At 40.8% G+C, this 19,475-nt stretch carries 21 protein-coding genes; 8 read left to right on the top strand and 13 right to left on the bottom strand.

Annotated features, from left to right (window positions below; all coding sequences use genetic code 11):
* The first annotated feature begins 16 nt into the window (after positions 1-16).
* The gene (locus VFC49_RS10670) at positions 17-373 is read left to right on the top strand and encodes a hypothetical protein (protein WP_324735519.1); all 357 of its coding nucleotides are present in this window, start codon (positions 17-19) and stop codon (positions 371-373) included.
* Here VFC49_RS10670 and VFC49_RS10665 read toward each other — a convergent pair whose 3' ends face one another.
* The 4 genes from VFC49_RS10665 to VFC49_RS10650 form a co-directional block, all read right to left on the bottom strand.
* The gene (locus VFC49_RS10665) at positions 374-751 is read right to left on the bottom strand and encodes a PIN domain-containing protein (RefSeq protein ID WP_324735518.1); all 378 of its coding nucleotides are present in this window, start codon (positions 749-751) and stop codon (positions 374-376) included.
* Positions 744-917, bottom strand: a complete 174-nt coding sequence (locus tag VFC49_RS10660; RefSeq protein WP_324735517.1) for an antitoxin family protein — start codon at positions 915-917, stop codon at positions 744-746. The genes VFC49_RS10665 and VFC49_RS10660 overlap by 8 nt, the downstream gene beginning before the upstream one ends.
* A 137-nt stretch (positions 918-1,054) precedes the next feature.
* Positions 1,055-1,351: a nucleotidyltransferase domain-containing protein gene (locus VFC49_RS10655; protein WP_324735516.1), complete on the bottom strand. Its 297-nt coding sequence runs from the start codon at positions 1,349-1,351 to the stop codon at positions 1,055-1,057.
* Positions 1,329-1,736: a HEPN domain-containing protein gene (locus tag VFC49_RS10650; RefSeq protein ID WP_324735515.1), complete on the bottom strand. Its 408-nt coding sequence runs from the start codon at positions 1,734-1,736 to the stop codon at positions 1,329-1,331. The genes VFC49_RS10655 and VFC49_RS10650 overlap by 23 nt, the downstream gene beginning before the upstream one ends.
* 89 nt (positions 1,737-1,825) lie before the next feature.
* On the opposite strand from VFC49_RS10650, the gene VFC49_RS10645 reads away from it, so the two are divergent.
* Positions 1,826-2,200, top strand: coding sequence for a hypothetical protein (locus VFC49_RS10645; RefSeq protein ID WP_324735514.1), 375 nt, complete (start codon positions 1,826-1,828; stop codon positions 2,198-2,200).
* Here the strand turns inward: VFC49_RS10645 and VFC49_RS10640 are convergent.
* The 4 genes from VFC49_RS10640 to VFC49_RS10625 form a co-directional block, all read right to left on the bottom strand.
* Complete coding sequence (locus VFC49_RS10640; RefSeq protein ID WP_324736748.1) at positions 2,197-2,298, bottom strand: DUF3368 domain-containing protein; 102 nt, start codon at positions 2,296-2,298, stop codon at positions 2,197-2,199. The genes VFC49_RS10645 and VFC49_RS10640 overlap by 4 nt on opposite strands.
* A gap of 247 nt (positions 2,299-2,545) precedes the next feature.
* Complete coding sequence (locus tag VFC49_RS10635; protein ID WP_324735513.1) at positions 2,546-2,695, bottom strand: hypothetical protein; 150 nt, start codon at positions 2,693-2,695, stop codon at positions 2,546-2,548.
* A gap of 83 nt (positions 2,696-2,778) precedes the next feature.
* Positions 2,779-3,534, bottom strand: coding sequence for a glycerophosphodiester phosphodiesterase family protein (locus tag VFC49_RS10630; protein WP_324736747.1), 756 nt, complete (start codon positions 3,532-3,534; stop codon positions 2,779-2,781).
* 48 nt (positions 3,535-3,582) lie between these two features.
* The gene (locus tag VFC49_RS10625; RefSeq protein ID WP_324736746.1) at positions 3,583-4,308 is read right to left on the bottom strand and encodes a glycerophosphodiester phosphodiesterase family protein; all 726 of its coding nucleotides are present in this window, start codon (positions 4,306-4,308) and stop codon (positions 3,583-3,585) included.
* An 85-nt stretch (positions 4,309-4,393) separates the two neighbouring features.
* Here VFC49_RS10625 and VFC49_RS10620 point away from each other — a divergent pair, with 85 nt between their 5' ends.
* From VFC49_RS10620 to VFC49_RS10600, 5 genes are all read left to right on the top strand, one after another.
* Positions 4,394-5,722 carry an SLC45 family MFS transporter gene (locus VFC49_RS10620; protein WP_324735512.1) on the top strand — a complete coding sequence of 443 codons (1,329 nt, stop codon included), beginning with the start codon at positions 4,394-4,396 and terminating at the stop codon, positions 5,720-5,722.
* A 92-nt stretch (positions 5,723-5,814) separates the two neighbouring features.
* The gene (locus tag VFC49_RS10615; protein WP_324735511.1) at positions 5,815-7,119 is read left to right on the top strand and encodes an MFS transporter; all 1,305 of its coding nucleotides are present in this window, start codon (positions 5,815-5,817) and stop codon (positions 7,117-7,119) included.
* Positions 7,116-7,979 (top strand): alpha/beta hydrolase, encoded by an 864-nt coding sequence (locus tag VFC49_RS10610; protein ID WP_324735510.1) that lies wholly within the window; start codon positions 7,116-7,118, stop codon positions 7,977-7,979. The genes VFC49_RS10615 and VFC49_RS10610 overlap by 4 nt, the downstream gene beginning before the upstream one ends.
* 11 nt (positions 7,980-7,990) lie before the next feature.
* Positions 7,991-8,851 carry a phosphatase PAP2 family protein gene (locus VFC49_RS10605; RefSeq protein WP_324735509.1) on the top strand — a complete coding sequence of 287 codons (861 nt, stop codon included), beginning with the start codon at positions 7,991-7,993 and terminating at the stop codon, positions 8,849-8,851.
* An 82-nt stretch (positions 8,852-8,933) separates the two neighbouring features.
* Entirely contained in the window at positions 8,934-10,649 is a 1,716-nt protein-coding gene (locus tag VFC49_RS10600) for a glutamate--tRNA ligase (RefSeq protein ID WP_324735508.1), read from the top strand.
* 413 nt (positions 10,650-11,062) lie between these two features.
* Here the strand turns inward: VFC49_RS10600 and VFC49_RS10595 are convergent, their stop codons facing one another.
* From VFC49_RS10595 to VFC49_RS10575, 5 genes are all read right to left on the bottom strand, one after another.
* Positions 11,063-12,352 (bottom strand): sodium-dependent transporter, encoded by a 1,290-nt coding sequence (locus VFC49_RS10595; RefSeq protein WP_324735507.1) that lies wholly within the window; start codon positions 12,350-12,352, stop codon positions 11,063-11,065.
* 96 nt (positions 12,353-12,448) lie between these two features.
* Positions 12,449-14,950, bottom strand: coding sequence for a maltodextrin phosphorylase (malP, locus tag VFC49_RS10590; RefSeq protein WP_324735506.1), 2,502 nt, complete (start codon positions 14,948-14,950; stop codon positions 12,449-12,451).
* A 108-nt stretch (positions 14,951-15,058) separates the two neighbouring features.
* A complete protein-coding gene (locus VFC49_RS10585; RefSeq protein WP_324735505.1) occupies positions 15,059-15,652 on the bottom strand; it encodes a potassium channel family protein in 594 nt (197 codons plus the stop codon).
* A complete protein-coding gene (locus VFC49_RS10580) occupies positions 15,639-16,256 on the bottom strand; it encodes a potassium channel family protein (RefSeq protein ID WP_013466484.1) in 618 nt (205 codons plus the stop codon). The genes VFC49_RS10585 and VFC49_RS10580 overlap by 14 nt, the downstream gene beginning before the upstream one ends.
* Before the next feature lie 80 nt (positions 16,257-16,336).
* Positions 16,337-18,223, bottom strand: a complete 1,887-nt coding sequence (locus tag VFC49_RS10575; RefSeq protein ID WP_324735504.1) for a phosphoenolpyruvate carboxykinase (GTP) — start codon at positions 18,221-18,223, stop codon at positions 16,337-16,339.
* 159 nt (positions 18,224-18,382) lie between these two features.
* Here VFC49_RS10575 and VFC49_RS10570 point away from each other — a divergent pair, with 159 nt between their 5' ends.
* Positions 18,383-19,468 carry an NDP-sugar synthase gene (locus VFC49_RS10570; RefSeq protein WP_324735503.1) on the top strand — a complete coding sequence of 362 codons (1,086 nt, stop codon included), beginning with the start codon at positions 18,383-18,385 and terminating at the stop codon, positions 19,466-19,468.
* Positions 19,469-19,475 lie beyond the last annotated feature (7 nt).

Genomic DNA, 19,475 nt, shown 5'->3' with positions numbered 1-19,475 from the left:
TGGAGGATTAATATTAATGTTCACGGAAATGTTAGGAGTTATAGGCTTTTTGCTGGTACTCTTCAGAAGTCCACCGAGTAAAAACGTTGCTGAAGACGACTTTAGAGTGAGCTTAGGCTTGTTATTAGCGCTATTTCTTGGATTAACCCTCTTGTATTCAGATCCTGAGTATTTTGCAGAGTTTTACCAAACAAACAGCTGGGCAATAATATTAAGTCCCGTCACGGCTGCAACTCTTATAATCACAACTGTGATTACCTACCGCCGTCTCAAGCGCTTCGAACAGGAGGAAATGCTCGAAAAGCTCGCAGAGAAGGTAGGTGAAAAGCTCGGCGAGTCAATGGCTAAAGGGCTGAAAGCAAAAGAAACTTAGCTATTTTACGAACTCAACATTCTCCATTTCCTTAAATTCCCTATCTCCCGTTAGAAACTTCATTCCTAAGCTCTTTGCCACAACATAACCAAGACAATCTACTAAAGAAAGCTTTTTCCCTTTCTTCTTTTCTCTAATTCTCATATCTGAAGCAAGAACATAATGACAAAGAGAAGGAGAAACAACGTTAACTGCACTTCTCACAATTTTAAGTACTTCTTCTGCCTTTTCATATCCAAAATCCCTGACAAGAGCATAAGAAAGTTCTAACAAGTTAAACTCCGTGGTGTAGAGCTCTTCGGCAGAATACTTCCGATAATTTGGATTACCCTTTAAAATCTCGATCAGTGCGTAAGTATCAGCAAAGTACTTAGCCATGCACTTCCCTCAGCTCATCCTTTATCTCCTGCGCATCAGCTTTCCAATCTTTCAGCATGCCAAAAATCTCAATTCTAATCTTAACTCTTGCCTTTTCGGGGATGTTCACTTTTTTTAATGGCTTAAAAACACCGTTCTCATAAACAGCCTCAACAATAATACCCATCCTTCTCACCACTTTAGAGTTCTCGGATAGGGATATATTAACTCTTCGGTGGACTCGCCAAAGATGTTAGCAAAAGCGAATACAGAAGAAGCAATTGTTAAAGGCGTTGAAATCAGCATGAAGAAGGCAAAAGAGACCTAAACCTTTATTCCTTCCCTCTTAACAGTTCGTATGAATGAATCATTCCTCCTTCTAAACTCTTCAGGACTAATTACTATTGGGCTTATAAGCTCACCATACTTAAGGAGCACTTTTGTTGAGATATCCACAACATCATCAAACAATACATTACCAACTATAAGGACATCAATGTCACTCTCTTCGTCATAGTCTCCTCTTGCATAGGAGCCAAAAACAATAATTTCCTCAATTCTATCTCCAAACTTATCCCTCAGCTCTTCTAAAAAAGCCTCAAGAGCTTTTTTCTTCATCATCAATCATCTCCAATGCGCTCTTAATTCTCTCTAAAAATGCCTCAGCACTCTCAACGATTTCTCTGGCTTCTTCACTTACTGGGGAATAGTAGATGTCATAGTCAGCCCTCGATCTCAAGGCAAATGCGCGGTTAAAAGCCTTGGCATAAACCTCCTCAACAAAGCCTTCCGTCACAAAATGCAGCCCAAACATCTTGACAACTCCAGAATGCTTTTTTGGATTGATACCTTTTGTTAAAAGAAGAGCCTTCGCCGCATGGAACATGGAATAATATGCCCTGCTTATGGCATCTCTATAATACCCAAGCTCAAGGAGCGCATTGGCTGAGGCAAGCTCTTCCTCGGCAAGCTTAAGATGAAGCTTAATCTCCTCACTAACCCCCATTGTATACCCCTGATTATGGATGTTGCAGAGCTTATATATTAACCCTTCGGGAGAAGGGAAATACATAAATATCCGGAGGGAGAAGGGAAATGGTTTTAAAAGTTTTGGGAATTATTGGTGGCTTTGCAGCATTTATTAGTACGATTTGGCTAATGGACGCGAAGCCTTTAAATGAAGAGAACTATAGAGTACTAAAAAACTTTGCTGATAAGTTGCTGTATGGATCTCTTATTTCAATTGGTGGTATCACGCTGTTTTTGAATGTAATAATTATGTATGAATCCCCTCAATTAGCATATTTTGCACTCATAGCAGCTTTGATTGCATATCCAGTAGGATTCTGGGGAATATATAAATGGCACAAATATAACAGACTTGCCGAAGAAATTAGACAAAAGCAAATTCTCCAAGAAGCCATAGCCAAAGGCGTTGAAGTCGGCATGAAGAAGGCAAAGGAAACTTAATCCTCCCCAATCTCTTCCAAAATTCTTTTGTAAAGCTCATCGTTCAGCCAAAAGCCGGTTTTCTTGAGCTTTTCAAGCTCCTTCTTTAAGTTGGAGATTTTTCCTTAGTTCTTACCTCTCCCTCATCAAGCTCAAGCATTAAAGACTTCTTAAGGGTCTCGTCATTTATTTTTCACAACTCTAATCCAATCAGCTTTTTAATGAGCCCAGAATCTTTTGACCCTTTTACCTCAAGGACAAGCTCTAATAAACGGCTTCAGGAATAAATATTTTTCCCAAAGGATTCTTTTAAAAAGTCGAGTCTATCAATCTTGGCCAAGTGGATTAACGGTGTAGAGTTGCTAACTACGGGCAAACTCCAAATCTTCCCCAAGTTCCTTTTCTATGTAGTGTCTTGGAGTCCCTCTTTTTGCAAGCTCCGAACTCTCTTTTTATAATCTCTTTTCTGGGAAGCTTGAGCGGTATAAGAACATCATCATGAATCACAATTTCCATCTTCCCACCATCTAAGAATAGGAGCACACTTCTACAATATGCAATTCCTTCGCTCACTCAAGCATGAAGAAACAAAAGAAAAGTCATCTCAAACCCAAACTCTTCAAATAGTCAATCATTCTCACAACATCGTTGACAATGACGACATCAAAAAGACCCACTAAGCGCTTTAAGTTGTTATCTACGTAGAACAGCTCATCATTCTCAGTCCAGAGAACAACCTTTAATCCCAAGCCCTTAGCCCAAGCTAAGGCTTGCTTGAACTTCTCGAATCCAATGATCGGGATTCCTTCCATAGGTGCATTTACCGACCATAAATTAAGCTCTTCCTTCAGCTTGGGAATCTGTGGGACTATCTGCTCATTATCAATTAAAAGACCAAGCCTAACATCTTTACTGTATTCTCTAACTTTCCTGAGGGCATCGATGTTGAATGAAGAAATCATAACTCTATCGCAGGCATCAAATTTTTTAACGATTTTAATACTCTCTTCTGCAGCATCCACATCCTTTATTTCAATGTTAATGAGGGAATCCTCCGGAATGACCTGAAAAACTTCCTCAAGGGTTGGAACCCTCTGTCCCATTCCTAAATCAGCTGTTTTTATTTCTTCAAGGGTGACGTCTTTGGTCCTTTTCTTTATCTTTGCAGTTCTCTCTAAGGTTTCATCGTGCATTATTATCGCTTTCCCATCTTTGGTCAGCCAGACATCAAGCTCAATGCCATCTGCACCTGCACTAATTGCCTCAACAAATGCCAAAATGCTGTTTTCGGGATATTTCGACATGAAACCTCTATGCCCAAGGACCAAAACTCTGTTTTCTTCCCAGCTTGGCATACTCATCGCCTCAAAAGAAGCACCTTCAGCAGTTTAAAAACCTTTTGCCTAAATAACGCCCAATTCTATAAGATTAAGCACTTTTACGGCATTATCTGCAATAATCCCGTCATATAATCCCTTTAATCTGGGCAACCAGAAGAGCTCATCCATTTCATAGTTCCACATAAAGACCTTAATTCCCAATCCTCTCACCCACTTTAAGAGGGCAGCGAACATAGGAAATCCGACATAGCTGATGCCATCTAACGGCACGTGAAGAGAATATAACTTCAAGTTTCTTTTAAGCAATGCTACCTTGACTACTCCAGTTTCCGTGATTATAGAAAATCCAAGCTTAGCTTCTTTGGAATGTTTCCTTATAAGTCTGAGCGTCTCAGGGTTTGGAGATGAGAATATAACCCTATCAAAACTATCAAACTCCTCAACAAGTTTTAAAAGAGGCTTTACAGCTTCTTTATCCTTCACGTCAATATTGAAAATCGAGTTGGGAAACCTTTCAAAAAGCTCATCGACGGTGGGGATAAATTTGCCATGGGGATGAGATTTTCTAAGGCTCTTTAGGTTCAATTCTTTAATATAGTGCACTTCACCATTTGTCCTAAATTTGCCGTCATGAAGCGTAACCAGCTTTCCATCTTTTGTGAGCCAAACATCGAACTCAATTCCATCCGCTCCAGCTTTAATTGCCTTTTCAAAGGCTATTATGGTGTTTTCCGGATACACCCTCCTAAACCCGCTGTGTCCAAGGACTATTGTTTGAGGCATGCTCATCACTGTTCCAATACACATGCTCAAAACTTAAAAATGTCTTGTCACTTAGACAAAAATATGCATCAAATGCAGGAGGTGTACAATAATGAACGAGAAGTTCAGCTATAAGAGGATATTCATTCTGGGATTTGGATTTTTTGGGATAAGCATCATCTGGGCGTTATATAACGCATACGTGCCAATTTTTCTAAAGGATTTTGCACTCAGCTCGTTTATAATTGGAATTGTAATGGTTATAGACAATGTCTTTGCAATAGTTATGCTCCCATACCTTGGAGCACTAAGTGATAAAACAAGGACAAGATTGGGAAGAAGAATGCCATATATCTTAATCGGTGCACCATCCGCAGCAATATTCTTTGCTCTGATACCAGTTGCAAGGGCGCATAAGAACTTGGCTTTGATGATGGGAACGATAATCTTGATGAACTTCTTCATGGCAGTCTTTAGGTCTCCAGTAATTGCCCTGATGCCGGATATAACTCCTTCAAGATTTAGAAGCCAAGCAAACGGAATAATAAACTTCATGGGCGGATTAGGAGCACTCTTCGCTTACTTCGGAGGAAAAGCTCTCTATGATATTAACTATGCCCTGCCCTTCTATGTTGGAGCCGCAATGATGCTGACTGCCAACTTGCTGGTTGTTATTTTTATAAAAGAGCCAGAGGAATACAGAAAGCCCTCAAAGGAAAAGGTCAACTTATGGGAGCTGCTCAAGAAAACAAGCCACGAGAGCTTTGGGGAGCTGAAGGAGAACCTCAAAGATGTCTTTGCAAGCCAAGAAAAGAGCCTTTTATTCATCTTGCTGGCAATATTCTTGTGGTTCATAGCATTCAATTCCCTCGAAACATTCTTCACAAGCTATGCCAAGTTTGAGCTCGGAATAAAGGAGAGCACTGGGGCATTCTTGCTTGGGCTCTTTGCCTTAGGATTTATGGTGTTCTCAATCCCTGCAGGATTTATAGGAGGAAGAATCGGAAGAAAGAAGACAATAACACTCGGACTATTTGTGATAATAGCTGTAATGCTTATTGCTTTATATCTTGGAACCCAAGCCGCAAGCGGAAAAATTGAAGTAAACTTTGTAGTAAAGGCGTTTGCTGGGCTATTCCTTCTCGGAGGCTTTGGATGGGGAATGGTGAATGTAAACTCACTCCCAATGGTCGTTGACATGACAACAGAAGAAAAAGTTGGGGGATACACTGGTCTCTACTACTTCTTCTCAATGGCAGCGAACATATTTGCACCTCCCCTCTCTGGAATAGCAATAGATCACTTTGGATATCAGTCGCTGCTAATCTTTGCCACAATATTCTTTATCTTAGCACTGATTGCAGTGCAGTTTGTTAGGAGAGGAGACATTGTAGGACAAAAACCGCAGGACATATACGAGCTAATTCCTGACATGGATTAACTTTCTTTTTGCTTTTTTCTTGTTCTTCGTTTACCATAAAGCATAAAACTTTCCAAGCGTTAATCCCTATTTAGCAATAAGGGGGTGCTGAGATGGAACGCAAGAAGTTTAGCTGGGGGGTAGTCTTGGGATTAGCACTTCTTGGGTTTAGTAGAAGTGTAGGGTGGGCATTAAATAAAGGACTTTCATTCCCATTGCTTTCCAGCTATACCCAGTCTGCATTTGTCAAGGGTACTATCTTAGCCCTTGAAGGGATCATAGGGTTGTTAATCCCACCACTTTTGGGGTATTACAGCGATACATTAAAATCAAAACACGGAAGGAGAAGACCTTTCATAATGATTGGAGGATTGCTGGCAGGAATAGCAGCTCTGATGATTTACACTGCTTATGCACTTGGAGCCCCACTGGCAGGTTTTGCACTAACCTTAGCGTTCTTCTACTTCTCAATGCATCTCTACACCGCACAGTTTAGGGCATTAATGCCAGACACAATAGAAAGTGGTGAGAGGGGAAAAGCGAGCGGTGTAATTACACTTTTGGAATGGGCGGGCAACCTTTTCCTCTTTGGGTTAGCCGGATTTCTAATAGCTAAAGCTGTTGCTGAAACAGGAGAAGCTGAGGGCATAAAAGCCTTGGCCCAAACTCCTTACCTTAAGATACCCTTCATAATAACTGCTGTCTTTCTCATTGGTGCAGCATTGTTCGTTTATTTCATAGTTAAAGAGCCGAAAGCCCCAGAAATCGAGAAGGATGAAAGTCTCATCGGGTACTTAAAGAGCATAGTTGAAAACAGGGACTTCTTAAAGTTTTATGCAGCCCAGACCCTTTGGTGGATGAGCTTTGAGTTCATAGCGATCTTCCTATATGGAATCTTAGCATTTATCCTCCATGGCTCAGCCACTGAAGAGAACGTTAAAGCAGTAACATCCCTCGGCTTATACCTAATGGCACTCTTTAACATCACAGTCTTGCTTGGAGCTCTACCCGGAGGAATAATCTACGACAAGCTTGGAAGGAGACTCAGCATAATCCTTGGAGGCATAATCTTTGCCCTGCCACAGCTCTGGGGATGGTTCATAAGCACGCAGACAGAGATAGTGATAGCCCTCGGATTGGCTGGAATAGGATGGGGAATACTAATGGCGGCATCCTATCCGGTCATTGGTGATTTACTAACCCACTATGAAAGAGAAGCATTCACAGGCAGATACTATGGATTCTTTGAAGCTACTCGCTCACTACCAGTGCTTTTGGCAGGAACAATTGGCGGTGCAATAGTTGACTTAGCCGGTGAAAATTACCGCATTTTATTCCCAATCGGTGCATTGCTTGTGTTGTTGGCAATGCCCATGATATGGCGCATGAAAAACCTTGAACCGGGTGAGAAGCAATGATTATAAAAATTTTAATCCTCCTTTTAGCTCTCTTTTTCCTCTTCGTAGTCTTTGTAGCATACAAAATGGTTAAGCCGCCGAGAGAGATTAAAGGATGGACGCCAAAGGATTTGGGCTACGACTACGAGGAAGTAACGATACAAACAAAAGACGGCTTAAAGCTTCACGCATGGTGGATTGACCAAGGGAATGAAAAAACTGTAATTCCCCTCCACGGCTACACCTCAAGTAAGTGGAACGACCTCTACATAAAGCCGACAATGGAAATTCTGCTGAAAGCCGGATACAATGTCCTTGCCTTTGATTTCAGGGCACATGGGAAGAGCGAAGGGAAGTACACGACAGTTGGAGACAAAGAGCTGATTGACTTAGTGTCAGCAATTGACTGGCTTAAGGAGAATCACCCAGAGAAAGCCAAGAAGATCGGACTTATAGGTTTTTCAATGGGTGCAATGGTCACTATAAGGGCTTTAGCTGAAGACGAAAGAGTTTGCTGTGGAGTTGCTGATTCTCCACCAATGCACCTTGATAAAACCGGAGCACGTGGTTTAAAGTATTTTGCAAAGCTCCCAGAGTGGCTGTATATTTTTGTAAAGCCATTTACACTAATGATAAGTGGGGGAAAAGTTGTTCATCCATTAGAATATGCAGAGAAAGTAAAGAAGCCTCTGTTACTAATAGCCGGAAAGAAAGACCCGCTCGTTAGAGTTGAAGAAATTCAGGAGTTCTACGAAAGGAACAAGAAAATCAATCCAAACGTTGAGCTTTGGGTTACAGAGGCTCCTCATGTCAGGACAATACTCATAGCAAAGGATGAATACAAGAAGAGAATTCTGGAGTTTTTCGAGAGACACCTCTAAGGTGTACAGACATGAGGAAACTCGACAATGCCTTACTTATAGTTTCAATTTTTCTTATGCTCTCTTCTATTTTAGCTACCCATTTCCAAGTTTATGCATTTTGGAAAGCTATAACATTCCTTGGATACGAGAAATTTTACATGGTTTTAATCCCAGTGATATATCTCGGCTACAGTTCATCATATGGAATAACACTCTTTATTCCCTTCATCCTTGGCATGTGGCTCAATTTGTTCCTTAAAAACTTCTTCAAGCTGCCAAGACCTCCAGAAAATCTTAGGATAGTCGAAGCTGAAGGATATGGATTCCCAAGCGGACATGCTCAAGGCTCAAGCATGGTCTTTGGTTACTTTGCCTACACAAAGGAAGGAATTGGATTTAGAGTTTTCTGCATGACTATGATAGCCTTGATTTCGCTTTCAAGGATAGTTCTGGGAGTCCACTATTGGAGGGACATATTTGGGGGAATTGTACTGGGAGTTGCAGTTATTTCTCTGGGGGTATACCTAAAGAATAAAGTCAAATACACACCAAAAGTTGCTTTATTAGGGATTATCCTAAGCCTTCTGCTTCCAGTGATATCAAGAAGCATTGGATATGCCAACGAAACATTTTCAATAGTTGAGGGCTCCCTGATTGGCGCAGTTGTTGGGTATTCATCATTTAAACAATTTAACTTACCAGATACATCAAAGATTCCCTTCAAAAAGAGAATAATAATGACAGCTATTGGTCTATTTGTCAGTGGTGCTGGCTATGTTCTCTGGAAATCTGGATCTCCTGGATTACCAACATTTGCCATATCAACATTTACGATGGTATTCCTCGTTCCATTGGCATTTTTGAGACTCTCCTATAACCACAGAAAATGATCCTACCTTCCACTATTTTTATCATGCACGATTTCAGAAGATTTATAACTCCCCCAACGCTCACTCTCTTAGAGGTGATAGCATGGAAGAGTTGATTTTAAAGTACGCGCTCATCAATGCAATTCAGCACGATGGAAAAGCTAACCCCAAGGCAGTCATAGGCAAAGTTCTCGGCAGTCATCCGGAGCTGAGACCAAAAGCCAGGGAGATAGTCCCTCTTGTGAATAAGATAGTTGAAGAAGTCAACAAGATGAGCATAGAGGAGCAAGAGGCAAAGCTCAGGGAGATTTATCCGGAGTTCTTTGAGAAAAAAGAAGAGAAACATGAAGAAAAGAAAGGATTACCTCCTCTTCCCAAAGCTGAGAAGGGCAAAGTAGTTACAAGGTTTGCTCCAAACCCTGATGGGGCTTTCCACTTAGGAAACGCTCGTGCAGCTATTTTAAGCCACGAGTATGCGAGAATGTATGATGGAAAGTTCATACTGAGATTTGACGACACTGATCCAAAGGTGAAGAGACCTGAGCTCATCTTTTATGAGTGGATAATTGAGGATTTAAAGTGGCTTGGCTTCAAGATTGATGAGATTCATTATGCCAGCGATAGGCTTGAGATTTATTACAAGTATGCTGAGGAGCTTATAAAGATGGGAAAAGCCTATGTGTGTACCTGCAAGCCGGAAGAATTCAGAAAGCTTCGTGATGCCGGGAAGCCATGTCCGCACCGTGATGAGCCTGTTGAAATTCAGCTTGAAAGATGGGAGAAGATGCTTGATGGTACTTACAAAGAAGGAGAAGCTGTTGTTAGAATAAAAACCGATTTAAACCATCCGAATCCAGCTGTGAGGGACTGGCCTGCTTTAAGAATAATTGACAATCCAGATCATCCCAGAACTGGAGATAAATACAGAGTTTGGCCACTCTATAACTTTGCATCAGCCATTGATGACCATGATCTCGGCGTAACTCACATCTTCAGGGGACAGGAGCATGCCGAGAATGAGACGAGGCAGCGCTATATTTACAACTATTTCGGCTGGGAGTATCCAGTGACTGTTCATCACGGCAGATTGTCAATTGAGGGGGTAATTCTAAGCAAATCAAAAACGAGAAAAGGAATTCAGGAGGGCAAATACTTAGGCTGGGATGATCCAAGATTAGGAACAATAAGAGCTTTAAGGAGAAGAGGAATTCTCCCAGAAGCAATTAGAGAACTGATTATAAGCGTCGGGCTCAAGAGGAGTGACACAACCATAAGCTGGGACAACTTGGCTGCGATAAACAGGAAGCTGATTGACCCAGTAGCAAACCGCTATTTCTTCGTTGCCGACCCAATTCCAATGTACATTAAAGGCTTTGACAAAGAATTCACCGCAAAAGTTCCTCTCCATCCAGATCATCCAGAGAGAGGATACAGAGAGCTAAAATTCACGCCAGAAAAACCAATTTATGTTTCAAAAGATGATTTGGAGCTGCTTAAAAAGAGTGAATACATAAGGCTCAAAGACCTCTTCAATGTTAAGCTCCTTGAAGTTAGCGAAGGGAAGATAGTTGCAGAGTTTGACAGCATTGAATATGAGAAAGCGAGAGAACACAGATGGCATATGATTCACTGGGTTCCAGAAGGAAAAGAATGCGAAGTTATAATTCCAGAGGGAGATGAGCTCATAGTCAAGGAAGGTCTGCTTGAGAAAGATGCAGATGTTAAAGTCGATGACATAGTGCAGTTCGAGAGATTCGGCTTTGTCAGAATTGATGCCATTGAAAATGGAGTCGTTAAGGCAATATTTGCCCACAAGTGATGGCTTTATTTTATCTTCAAATTTTTGTCCCCCCTGAATATCAACTTCAACTTTTAAATCTTTTTCTGCAAAAGAGCTTTAAAGAGAGCTGTTTTTACAATACAATTGGTGTTCAGCTGTGAACTCTGAAGAAAAGTTCAAAAATGAAATCCTTTCAAAATTCCATTGAGGAATGAGCCTCCCCTTCCAAATAACTGGCTTCATCTTGAGATACTCGAACGTTTTAGGCTTTTGCAGTTCGCCAGAATTAAAGAGGGAATGAACATTCTGGAGATAGGCTGCGGTGCTCATGCTATAGCAACAGTGCCATTAGCTTACATGGTAGGAGAAACTGGGAGAGTGCTTACGAAAAACTCCAAAAATATGGGGAAGAGCATTCCCTGGTGGGTGTATAAAAGCAAAAGAGTGAAAAGTTATTTCGAAGCCTTTCCGAATTCCTTTATTGCAATTCCTATGATCAAAAGGACAATGGCTATTACTGTTGAAACCACCCTGTATCCTCCAATCTTGATCTCCGAAATCATGACATATATGCCCAATAATGCAAAAACTACTGCTCCCACAGTCGCTATTGCATGCTCTATTGGGCTTTTTTGCCCTTTCAGTTTTGTTAGTATGGGATATATCTCAAATATTGCCCCAATGAAGATAAAAACATTTATTGCCTGAAGCATCATGTCGGCAACTGGAGGATATGAGTCAATGAGTCCAAGCAGAACCACAAAGCTGATAAAATATGTTGCTGCCTTTTCTCTGCTTAGGCCAGTTAGCATTTGAGTAATCTGAAGCCCAATTTCAGCTGTTGGAACAATGCTTGTAAGACCTGCAAAAAAGAGCGACATCGCAATCATGAGTAGCAAAATTTGATAATTAGCCAATACATGAGGCAAAGCCTCCATAAATTTAATTGAGCCTTCTTCTCCACCTGTCGCATATGTAAGAAGCAACCCTGGAGTTCCGGGAGCAACTGAGTATATCACGGTAAACGTTGCAATGATTCCAATAAATACCTGGATAGCTACGCCAGTTCCAATAATTACCTTAGAGTTAAAGTTTCTCCCCATAAAGCTTCCAATCATTAAGTAGAACGCAAAGCCCAAACCGACACCATATAAAGCCCTAATAGCAGCATCCCTTAACAGAGCTAATGAAAGTGGTTGCCTTGCAAATATCATTCCCTTAACAAGGTCCAGGTAAAAGTTTTCAGCTGGTATTTTTGTCTTGAATGCTATTGCTGTTATCACAGCAAAGATTACGAAAAGTGCTGAACCACCAGCCATTATAAGGAATGTTTTCTCTTTGGCCCTTGTGATTATTATAAATGTTACCGCTAACAAAATAAGCTTTGCAATAAGCCTTCCGAGAGCTCCAGTTCCGAGGAATGGAGACAGCAGTATAAGGGCTGTGTTTGCTGTGTAGTAAGATAAGAACACCATGATCGCAAGTAAAATCGCAATGATCATACCAGATGTTCTTGTGAGCTTTGTATAAAGCTCTACAAAGTGATATGCCGTTTTCTGAGTTGATTCTGCCTCAAGTATAGCAAGGTACGTGAAGAAGAGTGTGAAGATCAAGTACACTGACAGTCCTGTTATCCCGTACTGAAGCCAAAACTGGGGAAACAGACCCATGGTGCCTATCCCTGTAGCAAATCCCGCCACTAAAAATGTCAAGTAAATAGTCCATTTTGTCCTCTCCTCCATTTAATCACCCCGGGCTGCTTGAGTTAATCATAATTTCAATTGGGACAGGTATATAAAATTTCTTGAGGATCAGGAAATTAAATAGAAAGAAAAGAGTCACTCAAGCAATCCACGCCACTTTATTATGCCCCCCATCAGGAATCTGTATGGCAACTTTGGATGGTAGGGATAAACTCTCACAGCATAGTGCCAGCATGGATTGATTATATTCCTCAAAGCGTTTCCTTCGTATCTGTACCTGTATTTTCCATTCCCCAGAGATTCGGGCCTCTTTAGTTCAACTATGTGGGGCTTCTCAATTATGTAGTCCCTGACCTTCACTCCATAGTAGAGCTCAACTTTTACATCCTCAGGACTCAGATTTCCAAGGTTTATGACAACTTCCATTGCCTTAGCGTCCTCTGTAATTATTTTTTCAATGCTTACATTCCCCCAATTTTCAAGCACTTTCTTTTTCCAAGCTGCTATCTCTCTTGCCCAGCGGAAGTTATCTCTCACAAGCCAGATTCCATGCTCCATAGCCTTTGTATAGAATTTTGTCATGTACTCCTTGACCATCCTGTGAGTGCTGAACCTTGGCGCTATGCTCTTTATGCTCTCCTTCATCATGCTTATCCAAGCTTCTTTGTTCTCATAATAAAGGGGAATTACTTCATTTTCGAGAATATCATATAAACTCTGAGCATCCCTTATATCGTCTTCTTCGGTCTCTGGTTCTGTTGTCTCCTCCCCTATAACCCAGCCGTTTCTCCCGTTGTATCCTTCAACCCACCATCCATCGTAGATGCTTAAATTAAGGACGCCGTTAAGTCCAGCCTTCATGCCACTCGTTCCACTTGCCTCAAGAGGTCTCCTTGGGTTGTTGAGCCACACATCAACGCCAGCAACCATTAAACGGGCAGAACCCATGTCATAGTTTTCTATAATGATTATTTTACCTTTAAACTCGGGCATTTGGGAAACTTCGTAAACTTTCTTCAAGAATTCCTTTCCAGCTTCGTCCCTTGGATGAGCTTTTCCTGCAAAGATTAGATACACAGGCATCTCTGGATTGTTCATTATCCTCCTTAAGCGCTCAAGATTGCTCAAAATTAGAGTTGCTCTCTTATATGTTGCAAATCTCCTTGCAAATCCTATCATCAAAGCATTTTCATTAATTTCTGGAACTGGCTCCTCAATACCTAAACGGGCATTTCTTTCCCTGATTTTTCTCTTGATTAGTTCAATCAGTTCTCTTTTGGCTTTTAGATGCGCTTCCCAGAGCTCTTTGTCTGGAATTCTTTCGATGGCATACCAGATACCCTCCAAGTTCACATGTTCTCTCCAGACCTTCCCCATGTATCTGTCATACAAACGAGCAAGCTTTTCATGAACCCATGTTGGTGTATGAATCCCGTTTGTTATTCCCTCAATTGGGATCTCATCAATAGGGACTCCTTTCCAAAGATTAAGCCACATTTTCTTTGTAACCTCTGCATGAAGCTTACTGACGCCGTTTATAAAGTTGGAGGTTTTTATAGCCAAAAGGCTCATATTAAAGTTGGGGTCTTTTTCCTCAACCTTACCTAAAGCCAAAAATTTTTCCTTGGGCAAACCCTCAAAGAACTTTCTAAGCTTCTCCTCAACAAACCAGACTGGAAAAACATCATGTCCAGCAGGAACAGGCGTATGGGTTGTGAAAACACTCGTTCCTCTAACGACTTCTAATGCCTCCTCAAAGCTTAGTCCTTCCTCCATATACCATACAATCCTTTCAAAGTTTGCAAAAGCCGGATGACCTTCATTTAAATGTATGACCCCAGGTTCAATTTTAAGAGCTTTTAAAAGCCTCATTCCTCCAATCCCAAGCAGAATTTCCTGTTTAACTCTTTTGTCAAGCTCAGCATTGTAAAGGTAGTCACATATTCTTCTGTCGTCCTCCTCATTCTGTTCTACATCGGTGTCAAGCAGATACAGCTTGATCCTCCCAACGTTTACCTCAAACACCCTTGCATATACCTCTCTATCTTCAATTGGAACTGAAATTAGGAGTGGCTCCCCATTCTCCTTGAGAATCTGCTTTATGGGCATTTCTTTTGGATCATAACTTGGAAACTCCTCAATTTGTCTACCGTTTTCATCTATTTCCTGCTTGAAATAGCCGTGCTTATAGAGAAGACCCACTGCAATAAGGGGCAGACCCAAATCACTTGCCGTCTTTATATGATCCCCAGCAAGAATGCCAAGACCACCAGAATAAATGGGCAGACTTTTTCCGATACCATATTCCATGCACAGATACACTATCGGCTTGTCCCACTTTGGATAATTAATAGAGAACCAAGTGTTCTTCTCACTCATATATCTTTCAAAATTGCTCATTACAAGTTCATATAAATCAAGAAAGAATTCATCTCTTGCAAGCTCTTTTAATCTTTCCTTATCTACATCAAGGAGAAGCTTCACCGGATTTTTATACTCCCTCCAGTGCTCTTCATCGATATACATCCACATTTTTGTGGCTTTGTGATCCCAACTCCACCAATAGTTATAAGCAAGCTTTGCCAAGCCCCTAATATTTTCAGGAAGCTTCTCTTTAATCGTTGATTCGACCACCATTCTTCAACACCCCGTAGTTTTATACTCCCTATTACCATACTCATTGACAGTGATACATAAAAGTATTTTGGAAAAAGAAAAGCATCTAATAAAAACAAAAATTAGAAGTTATTCTTCCTCTATCCTTTCTCCTTCTTCGCCTTTTTCATTGGAAAGTTCCCTCAACCGATCAATTCCAGAACCAACTGCTATGAGAATATCCCCCTCTTTTATCTCCTCATCCTTATTAGGGTTGTATATATACTTGCTTCCGCGTTTTATAGCTATTAGTCTGACACCTATCTTCGTCGGCAATTTCAACTGTTTTAAGCTCTTACCAATCAAAATCGACCCTTTATTGACTTTAACGCGTCCAATCTCTTCTTCGACATCGTGCATTATTTTTCGTATTATAGGATGCGGCTCTACATCCCTCAAAATTAAATCTGCTATTTCATATGCTGAATCTGATATCTGCTCATTTATTGTTGCCATCTCTATAATACTTAAAAGCTTTTCTGGATCCTCTTCATTTTTTGCTGCCCTTAAAGCGAGTTTTTTTACCTTCAGAGTTAGCTCATCCATTTTTTCTTCAAGAATGTACACTTCATCAGCTATGTCCTCACTGTTATACATAACGGAAGAAAATGCCAGGTCCACCATAAGAGATGAGAGGTTCTTCATTTCAACTAAACAATCTTTAATCTCTTCAAGCTCTTTCATTGCCGACCACCCTAATGACTCCTCTCGCTATTTCCTTTAGGTGTTCAACCGAAGTATGAGTTCCTCTTCCTATGAGAACGTCGTGAGGCTTTATCTTGAAATCCTTATCTGGACCAAAAATCCACCTCCTACCTCTCCTAACTGCTATAACCCAAACCCCTGTATTCGTTGCTAAGTCAAGCTCCCCAAGTGTTTTTCCAACAAGAACTGAATCTGGACTGACAACAATTTTTGCAATGACTTCTTCGCTCTCAAGAATGGCTTCTTTTATAACTGGGTGCAATTCGAGGCCCTCAAGAACCATTTTTGCTAAGTCTCCAGCTGCATTGGAGATGTCTTCTATGGCATTCGCCATTTGGAGGATTGATGTTACTTTTTCAGCTTCTTTTACGTTTCTTGCTGCTAAAACAGCATGAAGTGTCATCTGGTAGTTAAGTAAATCCATCCTCTCTTCCAAATCCACAACTTCCTCAGCAATTTCCTTATCCCCAAACAGAATAGAGGTATATGCCAGATCAACCATGAGTTCAGCAATGTTCTTCATCTCAATAAAGAGATCTTTAACACTTCTTGGCTGATATTCAAACTCTTCCATATCCTCCATCCTTTATCCTCACCAAAGGTCAGTATGCATATCCCGTTTTTAGGTTTTTCCATAAAAAGGTTGAAAAAATGCTGAAAATGTTAAGCCCTCTCAAACTGGAATGGAGAGATGTAGTCACCATATTTCTTTCTTGCCTCAAGAAGTCTCTTCTTCTCCTCTTCAAGCACCCTGAAAAGAACCTCGGGGGCATCTTTGACTTTCTCACGGTAGATCTTCTCTATTCTATCAATCTTTGCTAAAAGCTCTGGAACCCTTATCATGAACTGCTTCTCATAGTCCTCTCTTTTGTATTCTTTGTTGAGCACCTGTTTGAATAAGCGCTTGAGGTCTTCATACTTAGGAATGTAGCCAATTGGTGTCTCTATGGCATCCACATCCCCATGAACTCTAAGCTCCATCCACTTTAGCCAGACTGCTTTGTCAAGCTTGTCGTTCAGCCAGTTTCCATTCTCATCTCTAAGGAAGTAGTTTACTGCAAATATCTTTGGCTTCTCCCTAAGCCTCTCTCCAAAGCGGATGTAGTTTTGTATGTATTCACCAATTGGAACTGAAAGGAAATCAAGGATCGACATTGGATTAAACTGTCTAACTCCCTCCTTGCCAAGGGTTGCAGCGGTTGTTTCACTTTCAAGTGCTGCTCCCATAGTTATTACTCCATGAGTCCAGTCAAATGCCTCCCTCACTGGAGGCCAAGTATCTTTATCCCTTCCCCCATAGATCATTCCACCTATTTTAACTCCACATGGGGCATCTAAGGCTTCTTTATCAAGATTTGGGAAGGCATCAAGTCTAACTGTAAAACGTGCATTCTTGTGACTTGGTGGGATCTCATTCCCCTCAGCATCTTTCTTCCCTTTCCACCATTTTCCACTGTGATTTTCACCTTCATCTGGGATTTCCTCACCCATTCCCGTCCAATAGGGCTTTCCATCCTTAATTAGGACGTTCGAGAATATTATCTCATTAGGTGAGTGGAGAACCTCCCAGATTATTGGATCATCTTCCTTGTTTATCCCATGAATAATTCCAAAAACTCCCGCCTCAACATTCGCTCCCCTTGCCTCGCCTTTCATGTCAACTATAAATGCCAAATCATCGCCGACTATGTTCTCCCATGGAATCATGCTTGTTGATGTTTTGCCGCACATTGATGGAAATGCTCCAGTAAAGTAGGTCTTCCTTCCCTCTGGACCGTTTACCCTCATAAGGAACATATGCTCTGAAAGCCAGCCCTCTTTAACTGCTCTCCTTATAGTCAAACGGAAGGCTAACTTCTTCAAACCGATTGTGTTTCCGCCATATTGTGTATTTACGGAATAAACAGTCTCACTTTCTAAGTCAATGTAAATTCTCCTCTTGTCAAGATTTTTACTTGTCTTTCTTTCATCGAGCTCGCCAGCAGAGTGGACAAACTTAAGAAACTTAGCTTCCCTTCCTAAACGCTTGAACTCTTCATAACCTTTTCTGTAAAGAAGAAACTCACTGTGAGCTACGTAAGCTGAATCTGTAAGCTGAACAGCCGGAATAGTGAACACTGAATTTTTTGGACCAAGGACGAAGAACAATATGAACAGCTCCTTTCCAACCATTATGTCCTTCATAAGTTCGTGAATTTCCCTTAAGCCTGCTTCTCTATCCTTAGTATTGATGAATGGTCCTAAATCAACGCCCCTTGGAACAAGGATTTTTGTATTCGCTTTATCTCTCGCTTGATCGTAATAGTTGTCAAAGTGCACTGTATGTCCAGGAGTCGCTAATGGCCTCTCCTCCCCATATTCAATTGCCTTTTTCTTTATGTACTCCTCATCTTCTTTGCTGTCCGTAGCAACGAAGATTTTTGAAGGGTTGAGAAGCTTTATGTATTTTGCGAGAAACTCGTGGAGTTCAGGGTTATTTATAGCGGCAATTTTCTTAAACTGCTCTGGCTCAAGTCTTTCTTTCAGATATTCAATGGGTGTGATCTCCATTAATATCACCATCATAAGTTTAAATGAGCATCTTAAAAAGTTTCACACAAGCTTTTTCCTTATGAGTCCAGGTTTTCCATAAAAGCTTCTGATTTATAAGAAATGCAGCAAAAAGTATATTAAATATCTCCTTACTTAACTAATTCTTAGGTGTTAGATATGCAAGCAGTAATAATGGCAGGAGGCAAAGGAACGCGTTTGTTACCGCTCACCGTTTACAGACCAAAACCAATGATACCGTTTTTCAATAAACCGCTGATGGAGTACATACTTAGGAGTCTTATAGATGCTGGTGTTGATGAAATCTTTGTTCTCGTTGGATACTTAAAAGAAAGGATAATGGATTACTTCGGAGATGGTAGTGAATTCGGTGTTGAAATCCATTATTCTAATGGGGAGAACATAAAACTCGGAACTGCTGGAGCCACAAAAAAAGTAGTGGACAAAATTGAGGACACCTTCATAGTTGCATCAAGCGATGTACTAACGAACCTTGACATAAAGGCACTCTATGAGTATCACAAAAAGAAAAAAGCACTGGCAACAATAGCTCTCAGCGAAGTAGAAGATCCAACCCAATATGGCATTGCAATTGTTGATAACGAAAATAGGATAATTCGCTTTAAAGAGAAACCCAAGCCAGAGGAAGCATTCAGCAACCTTGTTAATGCTGGGATTTATGTATTTGAACCAGAAGTCTTTGATTTAATACCTCCAAAAACTAATTTCGACTACTCACTTCACCTATTTCCAAAAATGCTTGAAGAAAATTTACCTATCTATGGATTTCCCTTTAAAGAATACTGGAACGATGTGGGGAGACCATCAAGTTATCTTCAGGCAACGGAAGATGTTTTCCTCGGAAAGCTAAGATTGCCAGAGATTAGAGTGGACACGTTAAAAGGAAACTTGGAATATGGAGGGGCTATAGTCACTGGAAGAAGATGCAAACTTAGGAAATTCGAAGTCAGAGGTTTTGCCGTGTTGGGAGATAATGTCAAAATTGGCAGAAATGTTAAAATAGAACGTTCAGTAATATTCTCAAATGTTACGATCGAGGAAGGCGCCGAGATAAGGGAGGCGATAATCGGGGAAAATGTGTACATAGGTAAAGGTGTTGAAATAGAGGCAGGAAGCGTTATTGGTGATAATACCGTAATAGAAGAGTTTAGCAAAGTTGGTGCGAATGTCAAGATTTGGGTTGAGTCAAGAATTGGAAAAGAAAGCATAATCCTGCCAGATTGAGGTGATA

The sequence above is a fragment of the Thermococcus sp. SY098 genome, from assembly GCF_035621495.1.
Classification (GTDB): Archaea; Methanobacteriota_B; Thermococci; order Thermococcales; family Thermococcaceae; genus Thermococcus_B.
The sequence above is the reverse complement of the archived record's forward strand: the minus strand, read 5'-3'. Positions and strand labels throughout refer to the sequence as shown.

What these genes read in the sequence shown, in the direction of transcription:
- malP (WP_324735506.1), bottom strand. Translation starts at nt 14,950, where the DNA reads ATGGTGGTCGAATCAACGATTAAAGAGAAGCTTCCTGAAAATATTAGG.
- VFC49_RS10580 (WP_013466484.1), bottom strand. Translation starts at nt 16,256, where the DNA reads ATGGAGGATATGGAAGAGTTTGAATATCAGCCAAGAAGTGTTAAAGAT.
- VFC49_RS10585 (WP_324735505.1), bottom strand. Translation starts at nt 15,652, where the DNA reads ATGAAAGAGCTTGAAGAGATTAAAGATTGTTTAGTTGAAATGAAGAAC.
- VFC49_RS10595 (WP_324735507.1), bottom strand. Translation starts at nt 12,352, where the DNA reads ATGGAGGAGAGGACAAAATGGACTATTTACTTGACATTTTTAGTGGCG.
- VFC49_RS10625 (WP_324736746.1), bottom strand. Translation starts at nt 4,308, where the DNA reads ATGAGCATGCCTCAAACAATAGTCCTTGGACACAGCGGGTTTAGGAGG.
- VFC49_RS10575 (WP_324735504.1), bottom strand. Translation starts at nt 18,223, where the DNA reads ATGGAGATCACACCCATTGAATATCTGAAAGAAAGACTTGAGCCAGAG.
- VFC49_RS10610 (WP_324735510.1), top strand. Translation starts at nt 7,116, where the DNA reads ATGATTATAAAAATTTTAATCCTCCTTTTAGCTCTCTTTTTCCTCTTC.
- VFC49_RS10630 (WP_324736747.1), bottom strand. Translation starts at nt 3,534, where the DNA reads ATGCCAAGCTGGGAAGAAAACAGAGTTTTGGTCCTTGGGCATAGAGGT.
- VFC49_RS10635 (WP_324735513.1), bottom strand. Translation starts at nt 2,695, where the DNA reads ATGGAAATTGTGATTCATGATGATGTTCTTATACCGCTCAAGCTTCCC.
- VFC49_RS10665 (WP_324735518.1), bottom strand. Translation starts at nt 751, where the DNA reads ATGGCTAAGTACTTTGCTGATACTTACGCACTGATCGAGATTTTAAAG.
- VFC49_RS10570 (WP_324735503.1), top strand. Translation starts at nt 18,383, where the DNA reads ATGCAAGCAGTAATAATGGCAGGAGGCAAAGGAACGCGTTTGTTACCG.
- VFC49_RS10620 (WP_324735512.1), top strand. Translation starts at nt 4,394, where the DNA reads ATGAACGAGAAGTTCAGCTATAAGAGGATATTCATTCTGGGATTTGGA.
- VFC49_RS10655 (WP_324735516.1), bottom strand. Translation starts at nt 1,351, where the DNA reads ATGATGAAGAAAAAAGCTCTTGAGGCTTTTTTAGAAGAGCTGAGGGAT.
- VFC49_RS10600 (WP_324735508.1), top strand. Translation starts at nt 8,934, where the DNA reads ATGGAAGAGTTGATTTTAAAGTACGCGCTCATCAATGCAATTCAGCAC.
- VFC49_RS10615 (WP_324735511.1), top strand. Translation starts at nt 5,815, where the DNA reads ATGGAACGCAAGAAGTTTAGCTGGGGGGTAGTCTTGGGATTAGCACTT.
- VFC49_RS10650 (WP_324735515.1), bottom strand. Translation starts at nt 1,736, where the DNA reads ATGGGGGTTAGTGAGGAGATTAAGCTTCATCTTAAGCTTGCCGAGGAA.
- VFC49_RS10660 (WP_324735517.1), bottom strand. Translation starts at nt 917, where the DNA reads ATGGGTATTATTGTTGAGGCTGTTTATGAGAACGGTGTTTTTAAGCCA.
- VFC49_RS10605 (WP_324735509.1), top strand. Translation starts at nt 7,991, where the DNA reads ATGAGGAAACTCGACAATGCCTTACTTATAGTTTCAATTTTTCTTATG.
- VFC49_RS10645 (WP_324735514.1), top strand. Translation starts at nt 1,826, where the DNA reads ATGGTTTTAAAAGTTTTGGGAATTATTGGTGGCTTTGCAGCATTTATT.
- VFC49_RS10670 (WP_324735519.1), top strand. Translation starts at nt 17, where the DNA reads ATGTTCACGGAAATGTTAGGAGTTATAGGCTTTTTGCTGGTACTCTTC.